This window comes from Streptomyces sp. NBC_00236 (assembly GCF_036195045.1).
Taxonomy (GTDB): Bacteria; Actinomycetota; Actinomycetes; order Streptomycetales; family Streptomycetaceae; genus Streptomyces.
The window spans coordinates 7,518,655-7,535,252 of the sequence record NZ_CP108100.1 but is presented as its reverse complement, the minus strand read 5'-3'; the positions used below and the strand labels follow the sequence as shown (position 1 = coordinate 7,535,252).

Annotated in this window: 15 protein-coding genes; 8 read left to right on the top strand and 7 right to left on the bottom strand. The window is 71.6% G+C overall.

All coding sequences use genetic code 11. The features are described from left to right. Nucleotides 1-188: 188 nt before the first annotated feature. From galE to idi, 4 genes are all read left to right on the top strand, one after another. A complete protein-coding gene (galE, locus tag OG446_RS33545; RefSeq protein ID WP_328897559.1) occupies nt 189-1,172 on the top strand; it encodes a UDP-glucose 4-epimerase GalE in 984 nt (327 codons plus the stop codon). A 167-nt stretch (nt 1,173-1,339) separates the two neighbouring features. Continuing rightward, entirely contained in the window at nt 1,340-2,281 is a 942-nt protein-coding gene (locus OG446_RS33540) for a cation diffusion facilitator family transporter (RefSeq protein WP_328897558.1), read from the top strand. Nucleotides 2,282-2,351: 70 nt separating this feature from the next. Next, the gene (locus OG446_RS33535; RefSeq protein WP_328897557.1) at nt 2,352-2,729 is read left to right on the top strand and encodes a hypothetical protein; all 378 of its coding nucleotides are present in this window, start codon (nt 2,352-2,354) and stop codon (nt 2,727-2,729) included. A gap of 149 nt (nt 2,730-2,878) precedes the next feature. Further along, nucleotides 2,879-3,472: an isopentenyl-diphosphate Delta-isomerase gene (gene idi, locus OG446_RS33530; protein ID WP_328897556.1), complete on the top strand. Its 594-nt coding sequence runs from the start codon at nt 2,879-2,881 to the stop codon at nt 3,470-3,472. A 24-nt stretch (nt 3,473-3,496) separates the two neighbouring features. On the opposite strand, the gene OG446_RS33525 is transcribed toward idi, so the two are convergent. Both OG446_RS33525 and OG446_RS33520 read right to left on the bottom strand, forming a co-directional pair. Next, nucleotides 3,497-3,952: an ATP-binding protein gene (locus tag OG446_RS33525; RefSeq protein ID WP_328897555.1), complete on the bottom strand. Its 456-nt coding sequence runs from the start codon at nt 3,950-3,952 to the stop codon at nt 3,497-3,499. A gap of 152 nt (nt 3,953-4,104) precedes the next feature. After that, nucleotides 4,105-4,710, bottom strand: coding sequence for an HdeD family acid-resistance protein (locus tag OG446_RS33520; RefSeq protein WP_328897554.1), 606 nt, complete (start codon nt 4,708-4,710; stop codon nt 4,105-4,107). Between the two features lie 80 nt (nt 4,711-4,790). On the opposite strand from OG446_RS33520, the gene OG446_RS33515 reads away from it, so the two are divergent. Next, on the top strand, nt 4,791-5,549 hold the full coding sequence (locus OG446_RS33515; RefSeq protein ID WP_328897553.1) for an enoyl-CoA hydratase/isomerase family protein: 759 nt from the start codon (nt 4,791-4,793) through the stop codon (nt 5,547-5,549). 15 nt (nt 5,550-5,564) lie between these two features. On the opposite strand, the gene OG446_RS33510 is transcribed toward OG446_RS33515, so the two are convergent. Both OG446_RS33510 and OG446_RS33505 read right to left on the bottom strand, forming a co-directional pair. After that, a complete protein-coding gene (locus tag OG446_RS33510; protein WP_328897552.1) occupies nt 5,565-6,203 on the bottom strand; it encodes a DJ-1/PfpI family protein in 639 nt (212 codons plus the stop codon). A 17-nt stretch (nt 6,204-6,220) separates the two neighbouring features. Then, nucleotides 6,221-7,213, bottom strand: a complete 993-nt coding sequence (locus OG446_RS33505; RefSeq protein WP_328897551.1) for a GlxA family transcriptional regulator — start codon at nt 7,211-7,213, stop codon at nt 6,221-6,223. A gap of 133 nt (nt 7,214-7,346) precedes the next feature. Between OG446_RS33505 and OG446_RS33500 the strand changes: the two genes are divergently transcribed. Together OG446_RS33500 and OG446_RS33495 are read left to right on the top strand one after the other, a co-directional pair. After that, nucleotides 7,347-8,204 (top strand): SCO6745 family protein, encoded by an 858-nt coding sequence (locus OG446_RS33500; RefSeq protein WP_328897550.1) that lies wholly within the window; start codon nt 7,347-7,349, stop codon nt 8,202-8,204. A 155-nt stretch (nt 8,205-8,359) separates the two neighbouring features. Next, nucleotides 8,360-10,795 (top strand): Tex family protein, encoded by a 2,436-nt coding sequence (locus OG446_RS33495; RefSeq protein WP_328897549.1) that lies wholly within the window; start codon nt 8,360-8,362, stop codon nt 10,793-10,795. Between the two features lie 144 nt (nt 10,796-10,939). Here OG446_RS33495 and OG446_RS33490 read toward each other — a convergent pair whose 3' ends face one another. Together OG446_RS33490 and OG446_RS33485 are read right to left on the bottom strand one after the other, a co-directional pair. Further along, nucleotides 10,940-12,577, bottom strand: coding sequence for an ABC-F family ATP-binding cassette domain-containing protein (locus tag OG446_RS33490; RefSeq protein WP_328897548.1), 1,638 nt, complete (start codon nt 12,575-12,577; stop codon nt 10,940-10,942). Nucleotides 12,578-12,660: 83 nt separating this feature from the next. Beyond that, nucleotides 12,661-13,707: an oxidoreductase gene (locus OG446_RS33485; protein WP_328897547.1), complete on the bottom strand. Its 1,047-nt coding sequence runs from the start codon at nt 13,705-13,707 to the stop codon at nt 12,661-12,663. 67 nt (nt 13,708-13,774) lie between these two features. Here OG446_RS33485 and OG446_RS33480 point away from each other — a divergent pair, with 67 nt between their 5' ends. Further along, a complete protein-coding gene (locus OG446_RS33480; protein WP_328897546.1) occupies nt 13,775-14,737 on the top strand; it encodes an FAD-dependent oxidoreductase in 963 nt (320 codons plus the stop codon). A gap of 62 nt (nt 14,738-14,799) precedes the next feature. Here the strand turns inward: OG446_RS33480 and OG446_RS33475 are convergent, their stop codons facing one another. Further along, on the bottom strand, nt 14,800-16,545 hold the full coding sequence (locus tag OG446_RS33475; RefSeq protein WP_328897545.1) for a BCCT family transporter: 1,746 nt from the start codon (nt 16,543-16,545) through the stop codon (nt 14,800-14,802). Nucleotides 16,546-16,598: the final 53 nt, after the last annotated feature.

Genomic DNA, 16,598 nt, shown 5'->3' with positions numbered 1-16,598 from the left:
ATCGGATGAACGGAAGCGGGAGTTCACTGCCCGTTTGTGCTCCGTTCTGGGCGGACCGGCATCATCCGGCGCCGTCCGCGATCATCATCGTCGATGGCCGCCCCGCCTGACAAAACACGGGTCCCGCGTCACAGGAGGCGGGCGTGCGACGCCGTGCCCCCGGCGCCCGACCCTCTACCCTGGCCGCCATGACATGGCTGATCACCGGCGGAGCCGGATACATCGGGGCCCACGTGGTGCGGGCGATGACGCGAGCCGGGGAGCGGGTGGTCGTGCTCGACGACCTCTCGACGGGCAATCCGGACCGGCTGGCGGACGACGTCCCGCTGGTTCGGGGCTCGGCGGCCGACCGTGCGCTGCTGGACCGGGTGCTCGCGGAGCACGAGGTGACCGGTGTGGTGCATCTCGCAGCGAAGAAGCAGGTCGGTGAATCCGTCGAGAAGCCGCTTCTGTACTACCGGGAGAACGTCACCGGACTGAACGTCCTCCTGGAGGCCGTCGCGGCCGCCGGGGTGCGGCGCTTCCTGTTCTCGTCGTCGGCCGCGGTCTACGGCGTACCGGAGGCGGAGATGATCACCGAGGACGAGCCCTGCGCCCCGATCAATCCGTACGGCGAGACCAAGCTCGCCGGCGAGTGGCTGGTGCGGGCGGCCGGGCGGGCGCACGGCCTGTCCACGGGCTGTCTGCGCTACTTCAACGTGGCGGGCGCCGCCGAGCCGCGGCTGTCGGACACCGGTGTCTTCAACGTGATCCCGATGTTCTTCGACCGGCTGACCCGCGGTGAGGCGCCGCGGATCTTCGGTGCCGACTACCCCACGCCGGACGGCACCTGCATCCGCGACTACATCCACGTGGCCGATCTGGCCGACGCTCATCTGGCCGTGGCCCGGCAACTTGCTGCGCAGGACGGTCCCGGGGACCTGACCGTGAACATCGGCCGCGGCGAAGGCGTCTCGGTGCGCGAGCTCGCCGGTCTGGTCGCGGAGGTCACCGGCCACGAGCTGAAGCCGGAGATCGAGCCGCGCCGGGCCGGGGACGCCGCCAAGGCGGTCGCCTCGTGCGAGCGGATGTCCGGGGAGCTGGGCTGGACGGCGGGGCGCGGGGTACGCGAGATGGTCGAGTCGGCCTGGCAGGGCTGGCAGCTGCACCACCCCGGCGCAGCGGCCCGTTAGGCCCTCGAACGGGCTGGTCCGCCGCTCTGACCTGCAAGCATTTCCGCAGGTCAGAGCAGTTGACAACGGTGTTCAGTGCCGTGTTGCCCGATACCCCCCACCCGTAGTTCACTGACAGTGCCCGGGCCGTTCGCGTCCGGGCCCGCAGACGACCGGGAGGCGTCCCCATGGGGGCAGGGCACGATCACGGACATGCGCACGGAGGGCCCGCGCCCACCGGCACGGCGGCCGCCGCGTACAAGGGGCGGCTGAGGATCGCGCTGGGCATCACGCTCGCCGTGGCGGTCATGGAGGTCGTCGGAGGAGTGCTGTCGGGCTCCCTCGCGCTGATCGCCGACGCCGCCCACATGGCGACCGACGCCCTCGGGCTGGGCATGGCGCTGCTGGCGATCCACTTCGCGAACAGACCGGCCGGGCCGAACCGGACCTTCGGATACGCCCGTGCGGAGATCCTCGCCGCGCTGGCCAACTGCGTCCTGCTGCTCGGGGTGGGCGGCTATCTGCTCTTCGAGGCGGTGGAGCGTTTCATCACCCCGGCCGAGACCCGGGGCGGGTTGACGATCGCCTTCGCCCTGGTCGGCCTGGTCGCGAACATGGTGTCGCTGTCCCTGCTGATGCGCGGACAGAAGGACAGCCTCAACGTGCGCGGCGCCTACCTGGAGGTGCTGGCGGACGCCCTGGGCTCGGTGACCGTGCTGGTCTCGGCCGGCATCATCCTGGCGACGGGCTGGCAGGCCGCGGACCCGGCCGCATCCCTGCTCATCGGGCTCATGATCGTCCCGCGCACGGTGAAGCTGCTCCGCGAGACGCTGAACGTCCTGCTGGAGTCGGCGCCGCCCGGGGTCGACATGGGCGAGGTGCGCGACCACATCACGGCTCTGCCCGGGGTGCTGGACGTCCATGACCTGCACGCCTGGACGATCACCTCGGGCATGCCGGTCCTCTCCGCCCATGTCGTGGTGCACCAGGAGTTCCTCGACTCGATCGGGCACGAGAAGCTCCTCCATGAGCTGCAGGGCTGCCTCGGCGACCACTTCGACGTCGAGCACTGCACCTTCCAGCTGGAACCGAGCGGCCACGCCGAGCACGAGGCGAAGCTCTGCCACTGACACGGGGCCCGGCGAACCCGCGGTGTAGGGTTTTCGCAGCGATGTACGAATCACTCAAGGGCTGCCCACGTTGACCGACGACGACCACTCCCTGAACGACTCGCCTTCTCCACCCCCGCAGGACCGCGATTCAGGGCGTCCGTCCGCCGAATCCCGCTGGACCACCCGCCCCGGGACCGCTGCCGACTTCGCCGCCGTGCACGCCGTCAACGCCGCCGCGTTCCCGACGGAGGCAGAAGCCGGCCCGGTCGACGCCCTGCGCGAGGACCCGTCGGACCGGTTGCCCGGGCTCTCGTACGTCGCCGAGGCGCCCGCCGGATCCCTCGCCGCCTGCGCCCTGCCGACCCGCTGTCCGGCCGGGGGCGTACCGGCACTCGCACCGGCCCCGGTGGCCACCGCCCCCGCGCATGAGCGGCGCGGCGCGTCTCCGGCGGCGTTCGGGATCTGACGAGCCGTCCGGGTCCCGGCGCGCGCGGGTGGTGCGGCGGAGCCGGACATGCCAGCACCCGAAGTGCGGACAAGCCGCTTTTGTACGGCAGACTTGAGCAGACTCGACGGGACAGGCCCTGGGGGCCGAGTCCATAGCGAAGGATGGGTATGCCGACCACACCAGCCACCGCGGCGAACAACTCGTCGAACGGCGCAGCAGAAGCGATCATGCTCGAACTGGTCGACGAGAACGGCACCACCATCGGCACGGCGGAGAAGCTCGCCGCCCACCAGGCACCGGGTCAACTGCACCGGGCGTTCTCCGTGTTCCTCTTCGACGAGCAGGGCCGGCTGTTGCTCCAGCGCCGCGCACTCGGCAAGTACCACTCCCCCGGTGTCTGGTCCAACACCTGCTGCGGCCACCCCTATCCGGGTGAGGCGCCCTTCGCCGCCGCCGCCCGGCGGACGTACGAGGAGCTCGGTGTCTCGCCCTCGCTGCTGGCCGAGGCGGGCACAGTGCGCTACAACCACCCGGATCCCGCGTCGGGTCTGGTCGAGCAGGAGTTCAACCACCTTTTCGTGGGCATGGCCCAGGAGCAGCTGCGGCCGGATCCCGAGGAGGTGGGCGAGACGGCCTTCGTGACGGCCGGGGAGCTGACCGAGCGGCATGCCCGGGCTCCCTTCTCCGCCTGGTTCATGACGGTTCTGGACGCCGCCCGCCCCGCGATCCGGGAGCTGACCGGACCGGCCGCGGGCTGGTAGGCGCGACCCGCCGGCGCGGAGGGGTCACAGCCGGGTGCTGAGCGGCAGGGCCGCCCAGATGACCTTTCCGCCGCCCGCGGTGTGCTCCACGTCGCAGGTGCCGCCCGCTTCCCGGGTGATCTCACGGACGAGCAGGAGCCCGCGCCCACCGGTCTGCGCGTAGTCCGTCTCCAGCGCCGTCGGCCGGTAGGGGTGGTTGTCCTCGACGGACACCCTGATCCACTCGGCGCCCACGGCGACCTCGACCGCGAGCTCCGGCGAGAGCAGTGCGGCGTGCTTCACGGCGTTGGTCGCCAGTTCGGAGACGATGAGCAGCAGACCCTGGGCGATGTCGTCGTCCAGGGGGACGCCCTGGCGCTCCAGCAGATCGCGTACGGCGTGCCGGGCCTGGGGTACGGAGACGTCCGTGGCCGGGGCGGTGAACCGCCAGACCCCTTCGTACGACACGGGCCGGGCGGGGACACTCCCGCGGCTCTCCATTGTCCGGTACCCGCTCTCCACTCGATGGTGACTGCACGTCGAGTACAGGGTGCGGGGCGTAGTCGGCTCGGTCCGTACCACTGAACAGAAGTCGACTCCAATCGACGGAACTTGACCGAATCGGTGCGGGTCCGTCAGCTTTCGGACCGCTTCTACCCTTCCTTCGAGAGGCCGTCCGCGTCGGCGCCGGGTGCCATCTGGTCCGAGACCATCGACACGATCCGCCGGCCGCCGACACCGATCGCGATGAGCCCCAGCCCGTCGAAGAGCAGCGCGAGCGAGAAGAAGCAGCCGAGTACGTAGAGGCTGCTGTGCGGCCAGTCGAAGAGGACCAGCAGCCCGAGCAGCAGTCCGAACGCACCCTGCAGCAGCGTCCAGCCGAACTGGGGGCCGCGCACCACGACGCTGCCGACGAGGCGGAACACCCCGCCCGTGAGGAACAGCAGCGCGGCGAACATGGTCAGTGCCTCGGCGGTGCCGTGGGGGTGGCGGATGACGACGACTCCGGCGGCGATGTTCAGTGCCGCGACCACGACGCCCAGCCAGAAGTAACTGGTGCCGCGCGACTGGATCGCGTGGAGCAGCCCGACCAGTCCGCCGATGAGCAGCAGCCAGCCGAAGAGGATCATCGAGGTGAGCGTCGCGACGCCCGTGTAGACGAGGCCGACCAGGCCGGCGACGACGAGCAGGATGCCGAGCAGGGCCAGACCGCTGAAACTGCGGTGGAGCTTCCTGCCCTCTTTGACGGGATCGGCCACCGGACACTCCTCGGGGTGGGTACCTGCTTCGCGACCCCTTCTTGATCATAGGTTCGAACAGCATGGATAGCATCCGGCGTATGGACCGTACGGAACCCCGCCTGGAGCACACTGTGGCGGACGGCGTCGCCACCGTCGTCATCAGCAACCCCGCCAAGCGCAACGCGATGACGGCCGCGATGTGGCAGGCGCTGCCCTTGCTGCTCGAAGGGCTGGCCGCCGACCCGACGGTGCGCGCCCTGGTGCTGACCGGCGCCGGGGACACCTTCTGTGCCGGCGCGGACATCTCCTCGCTCCGCGACCCCTCGGGCGCCCCGCAGGGTCTCGCCCTGGCGGCGGAGGAGGCGCTGGCCGCCTTCCCCCGGCCGACGCTCGCCGCGGTGCGCGGCTACTGCGTGGGCGGGGGCAGTCAGCTGGCGGCCGCCTGCGATCTGCGGTTCGCGCAGGAGGGGGCGTCGTTCGGCGTCACCCCGGCGAAGCTGGGCATCGTCTACCCCGCCTCGTCGACGCGGCGGCTGGTCGCGCTCACCGGGCCGGCGACCGCCAAGCACCTGCTGTTCTCCGGTGAGCTGATCGGGACGGACCGGGCGCTGCGGACCGGTCTGGTGGACGAGGTGCTGCCCGCGGGCGAGCTGTCCAAGCGGGTCGAGGCGTATGTACGGACGCTGGTGTCCCGTTCGCAGCTGACCCAGGCGGCTGCGAAGGAGTTCGCCGCCGGGCGTGTGGACCGGGACGCGTACTGGGCGGAGCAGGCGCGGGGCAGCGGCGACACCGCGGAGGGGGTCGCCGCCTTCCTGGAACGCCGCTCGCCCCGCTTCACCTGGCCGGCCGGAGCGTAGGGCCCGCTGCTCGCGCTACTCGAGGATGAAGCGGCTCCTGGCCCGCCACTGCTCGACCATGGCGGCCGGGGCCTTCTCGGGTGATCCCGTGTCGTAGGGCGGCTGCGGGTCGTACTCCGCGAGCAGTTGCACGGCCTGGGCGTGCTCGTCACCGGCGATCCGGCCGAGGAGGGTGAGGCCCATGTCGATGCCGGACGAGACGCCCGCGGCGGTGACGTACTTGCCGTCGGTGACCACGCGTTCGCCGGTCGGCTCCGCGCCGTACTCCTTCAGCGTCTCCAGCGCGAGCCAGTGCGAGGTGGCGCGCCGCCCCTTCAGGAGTCCCGCGGCCCCGAGCAGCAGCGATCCGGTACAGACGGAGGTCGTCCAGGTACTGGTGGCGTCGACCCGGCGCAGCCAGCCGAGGAGGGTCTCGTTCTCCATCTGGGCGCTCTGCCCGGGGCCACCGGGGACGATCACCAGGTCGGGTGCCGGGACGTCGGCCAGTGTCCGGTCGGCGACCAGCGCCAGGCTGCCGCCGCTGTCGTTGCGCACCGCGCCGGCCGACTCGGCGACGAACACGGTCTCGGCGCCGGGCGTCCGGCTCAGGATCTCGTACGGTCCCACGGCGTCCAGCGCCGTGAAGCGGTCGAAGAGGACGATGGCGATCTGCATGGGTGCCTGCCTTCCGGTCAGTGGGTGAGCTGCCTCGTGGTGGTGCCGGGGTCGCCCGCCGGGCGTGGGCTGAACCGCCGCCGGTATTCGGCGGGTCCCGTGCCCAGCGCCTTGAGGAACGCCCGGCGCATCGCCTCCGGGGTTCCGTAGCCACAGGCGCGCGCGATCCCGGTGACGCCGTCCGTGGTGTCCTCCAGGAGCCGGCGGGCCTGTTCGAGGCGCACGCGGTCGACGTACCGGCCGGGCGTCATGCCGGTCTCCGCCTGGAACGCGCGGGCGAAATGGCGGGGCGAGAGCCGGGCGCGGGCGGCGAGCGATTCGACGGAGAGGTCCCCGCCGGGATGTTCGGTGATCCAGTGCTGGACCTCGCGCAGCGGTTCGCGACGGGCCGTCTGGGCGGTGAGCTGGGCACTGAACTGGGACTGGTTCCCCGGTCTGCGCAGAAAGACCACCAGGTGGCGGGCGACCGTGAGGGCCACCTCCCGGCCGTGGTCCTCCTCGACGAGGGCGAGCGCGAGGTCGATGCCCGCGGTGACCCCGGCGGAGGTGGCGAGCCGGCCGTCGCGTACGAAGATCGGCTCGGGGTCGACCTCGACGGCCGGGTAGGTGCGCGCCAGGTGGTCGCAGACGTTCCAGTGGGTGGTCACCCGGTGCCCGTCCAGCTGTCCGGCCGCGGCGAGGAGCAGGGCGCCGCTGCACACGGAGACGAGCCGTTCGGGGCGCGGGCCGTGCAGGCGCAGCCAGTCGACGAGGTCGGGGGCGGGTTCCCGGGTGCCCTCACCGCCCGGGACGAGGAGGGTGTGGGGCGTCGCGGCGTCGGCGAGGCTGCCGTCGGGGACCAGCACGAGACCGCTGGACGAGCGCACCGGCGCGCCGTCCAGCGAGGCGGTGCGCAGCTCGTACGTGACCTCCGGGAACCGGGAGGCGCCGGCGAAGACCTCCAGGGGCCCGGTGACATCGAGGCTCTGGATGCCGTCGAAGAGGACGACGAGGACGGATCGCTGCTTCATGTCAGCCATCCTGGGCAGCCGGGCAGAAGGCCGCAATGACGGGTTACCCACCTTTCCTGCCATCCAGGGATGCGGCGTGATTCACCGGGCCCTGGGGTTCCGGCACGTACCGACCAGTCGGTAACGTGCGGGTATGAGTACTCTTCCGCCCCGTGCCGGACGCCGCTGCCACAACGCCCTCAACCCGCTGCACTCCGCGCTCTACTTCTCCCCCGACCTCGGCAAGGAGCTCGGCGGGATCGGTATCGACGATCCTTCCGCCGCCTACTTCGCCGCGCGTGCGGCAGCCATGGGCGCGGTCGGCCCGGGCACGGTCACCGCCACGTTCTACAACTTCAACCACGAGCTCGTGGCCAGGCACGTGCCCGCCGTCTGGGACATCGCCTCGCCCGAGGCGGTCCTGAAGGCGCGGCTGCGTGCCGCCGACTCGACGCTGCGCCGGCTGCTCGGCGAGGAGGTCATCGCCTCCCCCGAGATGGCCGAGGCGGCCGAGCTGGCCCTGCGCGCCACCGAGGGCTGCACGCGACACGCCCGGCCGCTCTACGCGGCGCACGCCGACCTGCCGGTGCCGCAGCAGCCGCACCTGGCGTACTGGCACGCCGCGACGCTGCTGCGTGAGCACCGCGGCGACGCGCATCTCGCCGCTCTGCTCGCGGCCTCGCTCGACCCGATGGAGGCCCTGGTGAGCCACACGGCCACCGGCAAGGGCATGGCGCCGCGCTGGATCCTGGCCAGCCGCGGCTGGCGGCGCACCGACTGGGAGGACGCGTCCGCGCGGCTGCGCGAGCGTGGACTGCTCACCCCCGAGGGTGAATTGACGGACGAGGGCACCGCACTGCGGGCAGGTCTGGAGGAGACCACGGACCGGATGGACCTGGCACCGTACGAGCATCTCGGCGGCGCGGGCGTGGCCCGGCTGACGGAGCTGGGGCGCGGATTCCTCGGCATCGCGCTGGCGGCCGGCGCGTTTCCTGCGGAAGCGACCGGCTGACCTGCCGGAAAACGGCGGCCGGTATCTGGGGTGGTCGGGCGACACGGCACGCGGCCACCCGGCACAATGCAGGCGAGTGGCTCCGGTGCCCGCCCGAACGGGCGGTCCCGGGCCCGACCAGCACAGCCAGCAGGAGAAGGCGAGTCGGTAGAACCGTGACGACGTCCATCGAAGGCAGGATCGCCGAGGAGCTCGGCGTACGCGAGCGACAGGTGAAGGCGGCCGTCGAGCTGCTCGACGGCGGATCGACCGTGCCGTTCATCGCGCGCTACCGCAAGGAAGCGACCGAGATGCTCGACGATGCGCAGCTGCGCACGCTCGAGGAGCGGTTGCGGTATCTGCGGGAGCTGGAGGAACGCCGGGCGGCGATCCTCGAATCCGTACGGGAGCAGGGCAAGCTCGACGAGGCGCTGGAGGCGCAGATCCGGGCCGCCGACACGAAGGCCCGGCTGGAGGACATCTACCTGCCGTTCAAGCCGAAGCGGCGGACCAAGGCCCAGATCGCGCGTGAAGCGGGTCTCGAACCGCTCGCCTCGGGCCTGCTCGACGACCCGTCGACGGATCCGCTCGCCGCGGCCGCGGCCTTCGTCGACGCGGACAAGGGGGTCGCGGACGCCTCGGCGGCCCTGGAGGGAGCCCGGGCCATCCTCACCGAGCGCTTCTCGGAGGACGCCGACCTGATCGGCGACCTGCGTGAGCGCATGTGGTCGCGCGGGCGGCTGGTGGCCAGGGTGCGGGAGGGCAAGGAGGAGGCGGGCGCCAAGTTCGCGGACTACTTCGACTTCGCGGAGCCGTTCACCGCGCTGCCCTCGCACCGGGTACTGGCGATGCTCCGGGGCGAGAAGGAGGACGTCCTCGACCTGGTCCTGGAGCCGGAGGAGCCGTCCGAGACGCCGGGCCCGTCGTCGTACGAGAACATGGTGGCCCGCCGCTTCGGGGTGAACGACCGCGGGCGCCCCGGCGACAAGTGGCTGGCGGACACCGTGCGCTGGGCGTGGCGGACCCGGATCCTCGTCCACCTCGGGATCGATCTACGACTGCGGCTGCGCACCGCGGCGGAGGACGAGGCCGTGCGCGTCTTCGCGTCCAACCTGCGCGATCTGCTGCTGGCGGCGCCGGCCGGCACGCGGTCCACGCTGGGGCTCGACCCCGGCTTCCGTACCGGGGTGAAGGTCGCCGTCGTCGACGCGACCGGCAAGGTCGTCGCGACCGATGTCATCTACCCGCACGTCCCGGCGAACAAGTGGGACCAGGCGCTCGCCAAGCTGGAACAGCTGGCGAAGGCGCACGATGTCGACCTGATCGCGATCGGCAACGGCACGGCATCCCGCGAGACGGACAAGCTCGCCGGTGAACTGTGCGACAGGCACCCGGAGTTGAAGCTCACCAAGGTGATGGTGTCGGAGGCCGGCGCCTCCGTCTATTCGGCCTCGGCCTTCGCCTCGCAGGAACTCCCCGACATGGACGTCTCGTTGCGCGGCGCCGTCTCGATCGCGCGCCGGCTCCAGGACCCCCTCGCCGAGCTGGTGAAGATCGACCCGAAGTCCATCGGGGTCGGGCAGTACCAGCACGACCTGTCCGAGGTGAAGCTGTCGCGGTCGCTGGACGCGGTCGTCGAGGACTGTGTGAACGGCGTCGGGGTCGACGTCAACACCGCGTCCGCGCCACTGCTTTCACGGGTCTCCGGGATCGGTTCGGGGCTCGCGGAGAACATCGTGGCGCACCGCGACGCCAACGGACCGTTCCGTTCCCGCAAGGGCCTCAAGGACGTGGCCCGGCTTGGCCCGAAGGCGTACGAGCAGTGCGCGGGCTTCCTGCGGATCCGGGGCGAGGACCCGCTGGACGCGTCCAGCGTGCACCCGGAGGCGTACCCCGTGGTCCGGGCGATGGTGAAGCGGACGGGGAGTGACGTCGCCTCGCTGATCGGCAACACGAGTGTGCTGCGGTCGATCCGGGCCGACGACTACGTGGACGAGAAGTTCGGGCTGCCGACCGTCACCGACATCATCAAGGAGCTGGAGAAGCCGGGGCGCGACCCGCGTCCGGCCTTCAAGACGGCCACCTTCAAGGAAGGCGTCGAGAAGATCGGCGACCTCGCCTCCGGGATGGTGCTGGAGGGCGTCGTGACCAACGTCGCGGCGTTCGGGGCGTTCGTCGACATCGGGGTGCACCAGGACGGCCTGGTACATGTGTCGGCCATGTCGAGGACCTTCGTGAAGGACCCGCGGGATGTCGTGAAGCCGGGTGACATCGTGAAGGTCAAGGTCATGGAGGTCGACATCCCGCGGAAGCGGATCTCGTTGACGCTGCGGCTGGACGACGAGGCGGGTGCGGGGGCGGGCTCCGGTGCGGGTTCCGGTGCCGCTGCCGGTGAGCGCGGCGGGCGTCCGCCGCGGCAACGGCAGGGCCAGGGCGAATCGGGTGCGCGGGGCGGCCAGGGCGGCCAGGGGCGTGACCGGCGCGGTGGCGGGGGCGGCAACGGTGGCGGTGCTCGTCAGGCGCCGGCCGCGGCTCCGGCCAATGGGGCGATGGCCGACGCGTTGCGGCGGGCGGGGCTGCTGGATCCGAAGCAGGGCGGCAAGAAGCGGTAGCCCCGGCGGGGTGGAGCGGGGAAGGGGTGCGCCTGCGGCGGGCCCTCTCCCCGCCCCTTCCCGTAACCGGGGCTTCGCCCCGGACCCCGCTCCTCAAACGCGGGACGGGCTGGACTGCCCGTCGGGCCGGCGGGGTCCGGCGGGTCAGATCTCCGTCAGGCGGCCCTCCGCCACCTCCACGCGGCGCGTCGTGCGGACCGCCTCCAGCATCCGGCGGTCATGCGTGACCAGCAGCAGCGTCCCGGTGTAGGAGTCGAGCGCCGACTCCAGCTGTTCGATCGCGGGCAGGTCCAGGTGGTTCGTGGGCTCGTCCAGCACCAGGAGGTTGACGCCGCGGCCCTGGAGGAGCGCAAGCCCCGCGCGGGTCCGCTCGCCCGGGGAGAGCGTGGTCGCCGGGCGCATCACATGGTCGGCGCGCAGGCCGAACTTGGCGAGCAGCGTACGGACCTCGGCAGGTTCCGTGTCCGGGACGGCGGCGCAGAAGGCCTCCAGGAGCGACTCCGAGCCGTGGAACAGCTTCCGTGCCTGGTCGACCTCGCCGACCACCACACCCGAGCCCAGGCTCGCGTGCCCCGAGTCCAGCGGAAGGCGCCCGAGCAGGGCGGCGAGCAGGGTCGACTTGCCGGCCCCGTTGGCGCCGGTGATGGCCACCCGGTCCGCCCAGTCGATCTGGAGCGAGGCAGGCCCGAAGGCGAAGTCGCCGAGGACGACCCGGGCCTCGCGCAGGGTGGCGACGACGGAACCGGAACGGGGCGCGGAGGCGATCTCCATCCGCAGCTCCCACTCCTTGCGCGGCTCGTCCACGACGTCGAGGCGCTCGATCATGCGCTGGGTCTGCCGGGCCTTCGCGGCCTGCTTCTCGCTCGACTCGCTGCGGAACTTGCGGGCCATCTTGTCCGAGTCGCCGGCCTTGCGACGGGCGTTCCTGACGCCCTTGTCCATCCAGGAACGTTGCATCAGGGCCCGGCCTTCGAGCGCCGAGCGCTTGTCCGCGTACTCCTCGAACTCCTCACGTGCGTGCCTGCGGGCCCGGTCGCGCTCCTCCAGGTAGGCCGCGTAGCCGCCGCCGTACAGGTTGATCTGCTGCTGGGCGAGGTCGAGTTCGAGGACCTTGGTGACCGTGCGCATCAGGAACTCGCGGTCGTGGCTGATGACGACCGTGCCGGCACGCAGCCCGGAGACGTACCGCTCCAGCCGTTCCAGACCGTCCAGGTCGAGGTCGTTGGTGGGCTCGTCGAGGAGGAAGACGTCGTAGCGGGACAGCAGGAGCGAGGCGAGTCCGGCGCGGGCGGCCTGGCCGCCGGAGAGCGCGGTCATCGGCAGGTCGAGTCCCACGGTGAGGCCGAGGTCGGCCGCGATCTCCTCGGCCCGCTCGTCCAGGTCGGCGCCACCGAGTGCGAGCCAGCGCTCCAGCGACTCGGAGTACGCGTCGTCGGCCCCGGGCGCCCCGTCCACGAGGGCCTGCGTGGCGGTGTCCATCGTCGCCTGGGCGTCGGCGACACCCGTACGGCGCGCCAGGAACGCGCGCACGGTCTCGTCGGGGCGGCGCTCCGGTTCCTGCGGCAGGTGGCCGACCGTGGCCGTGGGCGGGGAGAGCCGCAGCTCGCCCTCCTCCGGCTGGTCGAGCCCGGCGAGCAGCCGGAGCAGCGACGATTTACCGGCGCCGTTGACTCCGACGAGACCGATCACGTCACCGGGCGCGACCACGAGGTCGAGTTCGGCGAAGAGAGTGCGGTCGCCGTGTCCGGCGGCGAGGTCCTTGGCGACGAGAGTGGCAGTCATCAGGGTGCCGATCCTAATCGGCCGCCGGACCGCCCCGGGCGGTCAGGCCCGCCGGTGCCCCTCGTGGGCGGCCGGCGGCCCCCTCAGCCGTGCGCCACGGGCGCGGTCAGCACGCTTCCCGTCGTACGTGCCACGAGGCAGGCGCGGCCCTTCACCGACCGTGCGTCCAGCGGGATCCGGTGCTCACCCGGTTCCAGGAAACCACTGAACACCTCCTGGGCGCGGGGCCGGGACAGCCGGTCGATGCGGTACGCGACCAGGCTGACCCGGCAGGCCGATGTGACCTCCACCGTGGCCGTGCCGCCGTCCGTGGCGTCGAGCCGGACCAGCCGTCGCTGGGCGGGGGCGCCCCGGTCCAGGGCGTGCTCGACCTGGGCCACGAGGACGGGGACGACCGGAAGTAGCCCGTCGACGTACGCGGTGTCCGCGCCGATCCGTTCGAAGGCCTGCCGCACGGCGGTGCGCTCCGGCCCGCTGACCGCGGGGCCGAAGACGACGGCCGGGTAGGCGCGCAGTTCCTCTGCGGCGACCCGGTCGGCGTCCGTGGCGATGTCGGCGCCGATGCCGATGGTGCGCAGCGCGGCGGCGAGCCGTGCCAGGACGGCGACGCGGGCGCCGACGAGCAGGACGCGGCGGGCGACGGGGGCAGGTGCCGGGGCGGCAGGGCCGGAGGGCGGGAGGAGGCGTTCCAGCTCCCGGCGGTACTGCTCGCCGTCGAAGCGGTACGGCCCTATGCCCCGGTAGCCGCCCCGCTCCGGATCGACGGACTCGTACGTCTGCCAGGCGAAGTCCCGCCACACGACGTCCGTGCCGTCGCGTTCGATGACGGCGGTGACCGCGCCGCATTCGATGCTCTCGCACTCGGGGCAGCCGTAGATCACATAACGTCCGCCGGCGAGCGGTGCCTCGGCTTCGAGGAGCAGCCGGCGCACATGGGTGGTGAAGATCGCCGGTGGTACGTCGGAGGCGAGCGGGGAGACGGCGTCGAGGTCGGAGAGACGGAACAGCAGCGGGCGGCCGTCGACGAGGAAGTCCATGAAGTCCCGGTGCACCTGGTGGTCACCGTTGGCGAGGACGCCGCCGGCCCGCATGGCGGGTGCCAGGCCGAAGGTCGCGTACGGGGCGGACATGACGCAAGTATTCCCGCCCGGAGACCCTTCTGAGCACGCAAGGAGGGAATTCCGTTAGCGTCCGGCCATGAGTGCGGACAGAGCGAGTGGGAACGGCGGGGCGGCAGTGGCGGATGTGATCGTGGTGGGCGGTGGGATCAGTGGCCTCACCACGGCGATGGTGCTCGCGGAACGCGGTGACCGGGTGCGGGTCTGGTCCGCGGCACCGGCGGCGGCCACGACGTCGGCGGTCGCGGGCGCTCTGTGGTGGCCCTACCGGATCGAGCCGCAGGACCGGGTGGGCGACTGGTCGCTGACCTCGCTCCGGTGGTACGAGGAGCTGGCCGCCCGTCCGCGGGAGACCGGCGTGCGGCTCGTCGAGGGGATGCACCGGGGCGAGCGGCTCGACGGGCTCGGGCCGTGGGCGCGGCAGCTGAAGGGTGTGGTGGAGACCGCCGAGGGGCTGCGGTGCCGGCTGCCGCTGATCGACATGCCGGTCCATCTGGCCTGGCTGGAGGAGCGGATCGGGGCGGCCGGCGGATCGGTGGAGCGGCGCGACGTCACCTCGTTCGCCGAGCCGGCCGCCCAGGCGGCGACGGTGGTCAACTGCGCGGGGCTCGGCGCCCGGGAGCTGGTCCCGGACGCGGGGATGCGGCCGGTGCGCGGTCAGTTGGTGCTGGTGGAGAATCCGGGGATCGAGGAGTGGTTCACCGAGGCGGATCCGGCGTCGAGCGAGACGACGTACTTCTTCCCGCAGCCGGGCCGGCTGGTGCTCGGTGGCACGGCGGGCACCGATGACTGGAGCACGGTGCCCGACTCCCGGACGGCGCGCGAGATCGTGGCCCGGTGCGCCCGGGTCCGCCCGGAGATCGCCCGGGCGCGGGTCCTCGGGCACCGGGTGGGGCTGCGGCCGGCCCGGGACGCGGGGGTGCGGATCGAGGCCGGGTCGCTGCCCGGCGGCGGGCGCCTGGTGCACAACTACGGGCACGGGGGCGCGGGTGTGACGGTGGCCCTGGGGTGCGCGCAGGCGGCGGCCCAACTGGTGGGCTGAGCCGCCGCGTACCGGGCAGGACCCGGTTCGATCGCGTCGCCGGGTGGCGGGCAGGACGCGGTTCAGTCGCCTGCGGCCGTCGAACCGCCGGGCTTGTCGTGGTGCTCGGTGGTGATCTGGCTGCCGCCGGGGCCGATCCGGATCTCGAAGTCGCCGTCGTACTTGGCGTGCCCCTCGATGACCGCGGACTCGACGGCTTCCACGCCGAACTCTCGACGCACGATCAGCGGGTCCTCGCGCAGGTCCCGCATCAGGGCCACGCACATGCCGATCATCACGATGGTGAAGGGCGCCGCCACCAGAATGGTCAGGTTCTGCAGACCCTCCAGCGCGTTGCCCTTGCCGTTGCCGATGAGCAGCATGATCGCCGCCACGGCACCGGTGACGACGCCCCAGAAGATGACGACCCACTTGCCCGGTTCGAGGATGCCCTTCTGGGAGAGGGTGCCCATCACGATGGAGGCGGCGTCCGCGCCCGAGACGAAGAAGATGCCGACGAGAACCATCACCAGGACACTCATCACCGTGGCGATCGGGAACTGGTCCAGTACGCCGAAGAGCTGGGCCTCCGGAGTGTCCGCCCCACTCAGCCTGCCGGCTTCCTGAAGCTTGATCGCCGTTCCGCCGAAGATCGCGAACCAGACGAGGCTCACGGTGCTGGGCACCAGGATGACGCCTCCGATGAACTGGCGGATCGTCCGGCCCCGGCTGATCCGGGCGATGAACATACCGACGAAGGGCGTCCAGGAGATCCACCAGGCCCAGTAGAAGACGGTCCAGCTGCCCAGCCACGTGGCCACCTTGCCCTCGCCGGTCGCCTCGGTGCGTCCGATGAGCTGGGGCAGATCACCGAGGTAGGCGCCGAGCGAGGTGGGCAGCAGATCCAGCACAATGATCGTCGGACCCGCGATGAACACGAAGACGGCGAGGATCAGGGCGAGCACCATGTTGATGTTGGACAGCCACTGAATGCCCTTCTCCACGCCGGAGATGGCCGAGGCGACGAAGGCGACGGTCAGCACGGCGATGATCAGGACCAGCAACCCGGTGCCCGTCTTCTCCTGCCAGTTCAGCTCCTGGAATCCGCTGCCGATCTGGAGGGCACCCAGGCCCAGCGAGGCCGCCGAGCCGAAGAGGGTGGCGAAGATGGCGAGGATGTCGATCAGGCGGCCGAAACCGCCGTGGGCGTGGCGGGCACCGATGAGCGGTTCGAAGACCGCGCTGATCGTCTGGCGCCTGCGACGCCGGAAGGTGCTGTACGCGATGGCCAGCCCGACCACCGCGTAGATCGCCCAGGGATGGAGCGTCCAATGGAAGAGGGTGGTGGCCATCGCCGTCTGCATCGCCTCTGCGGCGTCGGCGGGGTGGGTGCCGGGCGGCGGGTCGGTGAAGTGCGCCAGCGGCTCGCTGACCCCGTAGAACATCAGGCCGATGCCCATGCCGGCGCTGAACATCATCGCGACCCAGGACACGGTCCTGAATTCCGGCTCCTCACCCTCCTGGCCGAGGGTGATGTTTCCGTACCTGCTGATGGCGAGCCAGAGGGCGAAGACCACGAATCCGCTGGCGGCCAGCATGAAGGCCCAACCACCGTTGTGGAGGAGCCCGTTGAGCAACGTGTCGGACACGTCCTCCAGCGAGTCGGTGGCGGTGGCTCCCCAGACCACGAAGGCGAGGGTGAGGGCCGCGGTGACTCCGAACACCACCCGGTCGGTCGTGGGGCGCCGGCCCTGGGTCGGATCGCCGGGCAGATCCGCCGTCACCGACAGATCCCCCCTGCCGCCCGTTCTCTGATCGTCCTGCGACACGAATGGCACCTTTCACGGAAGCTGAGAATTTCGCTCTCCGTAGGCAGTACCAC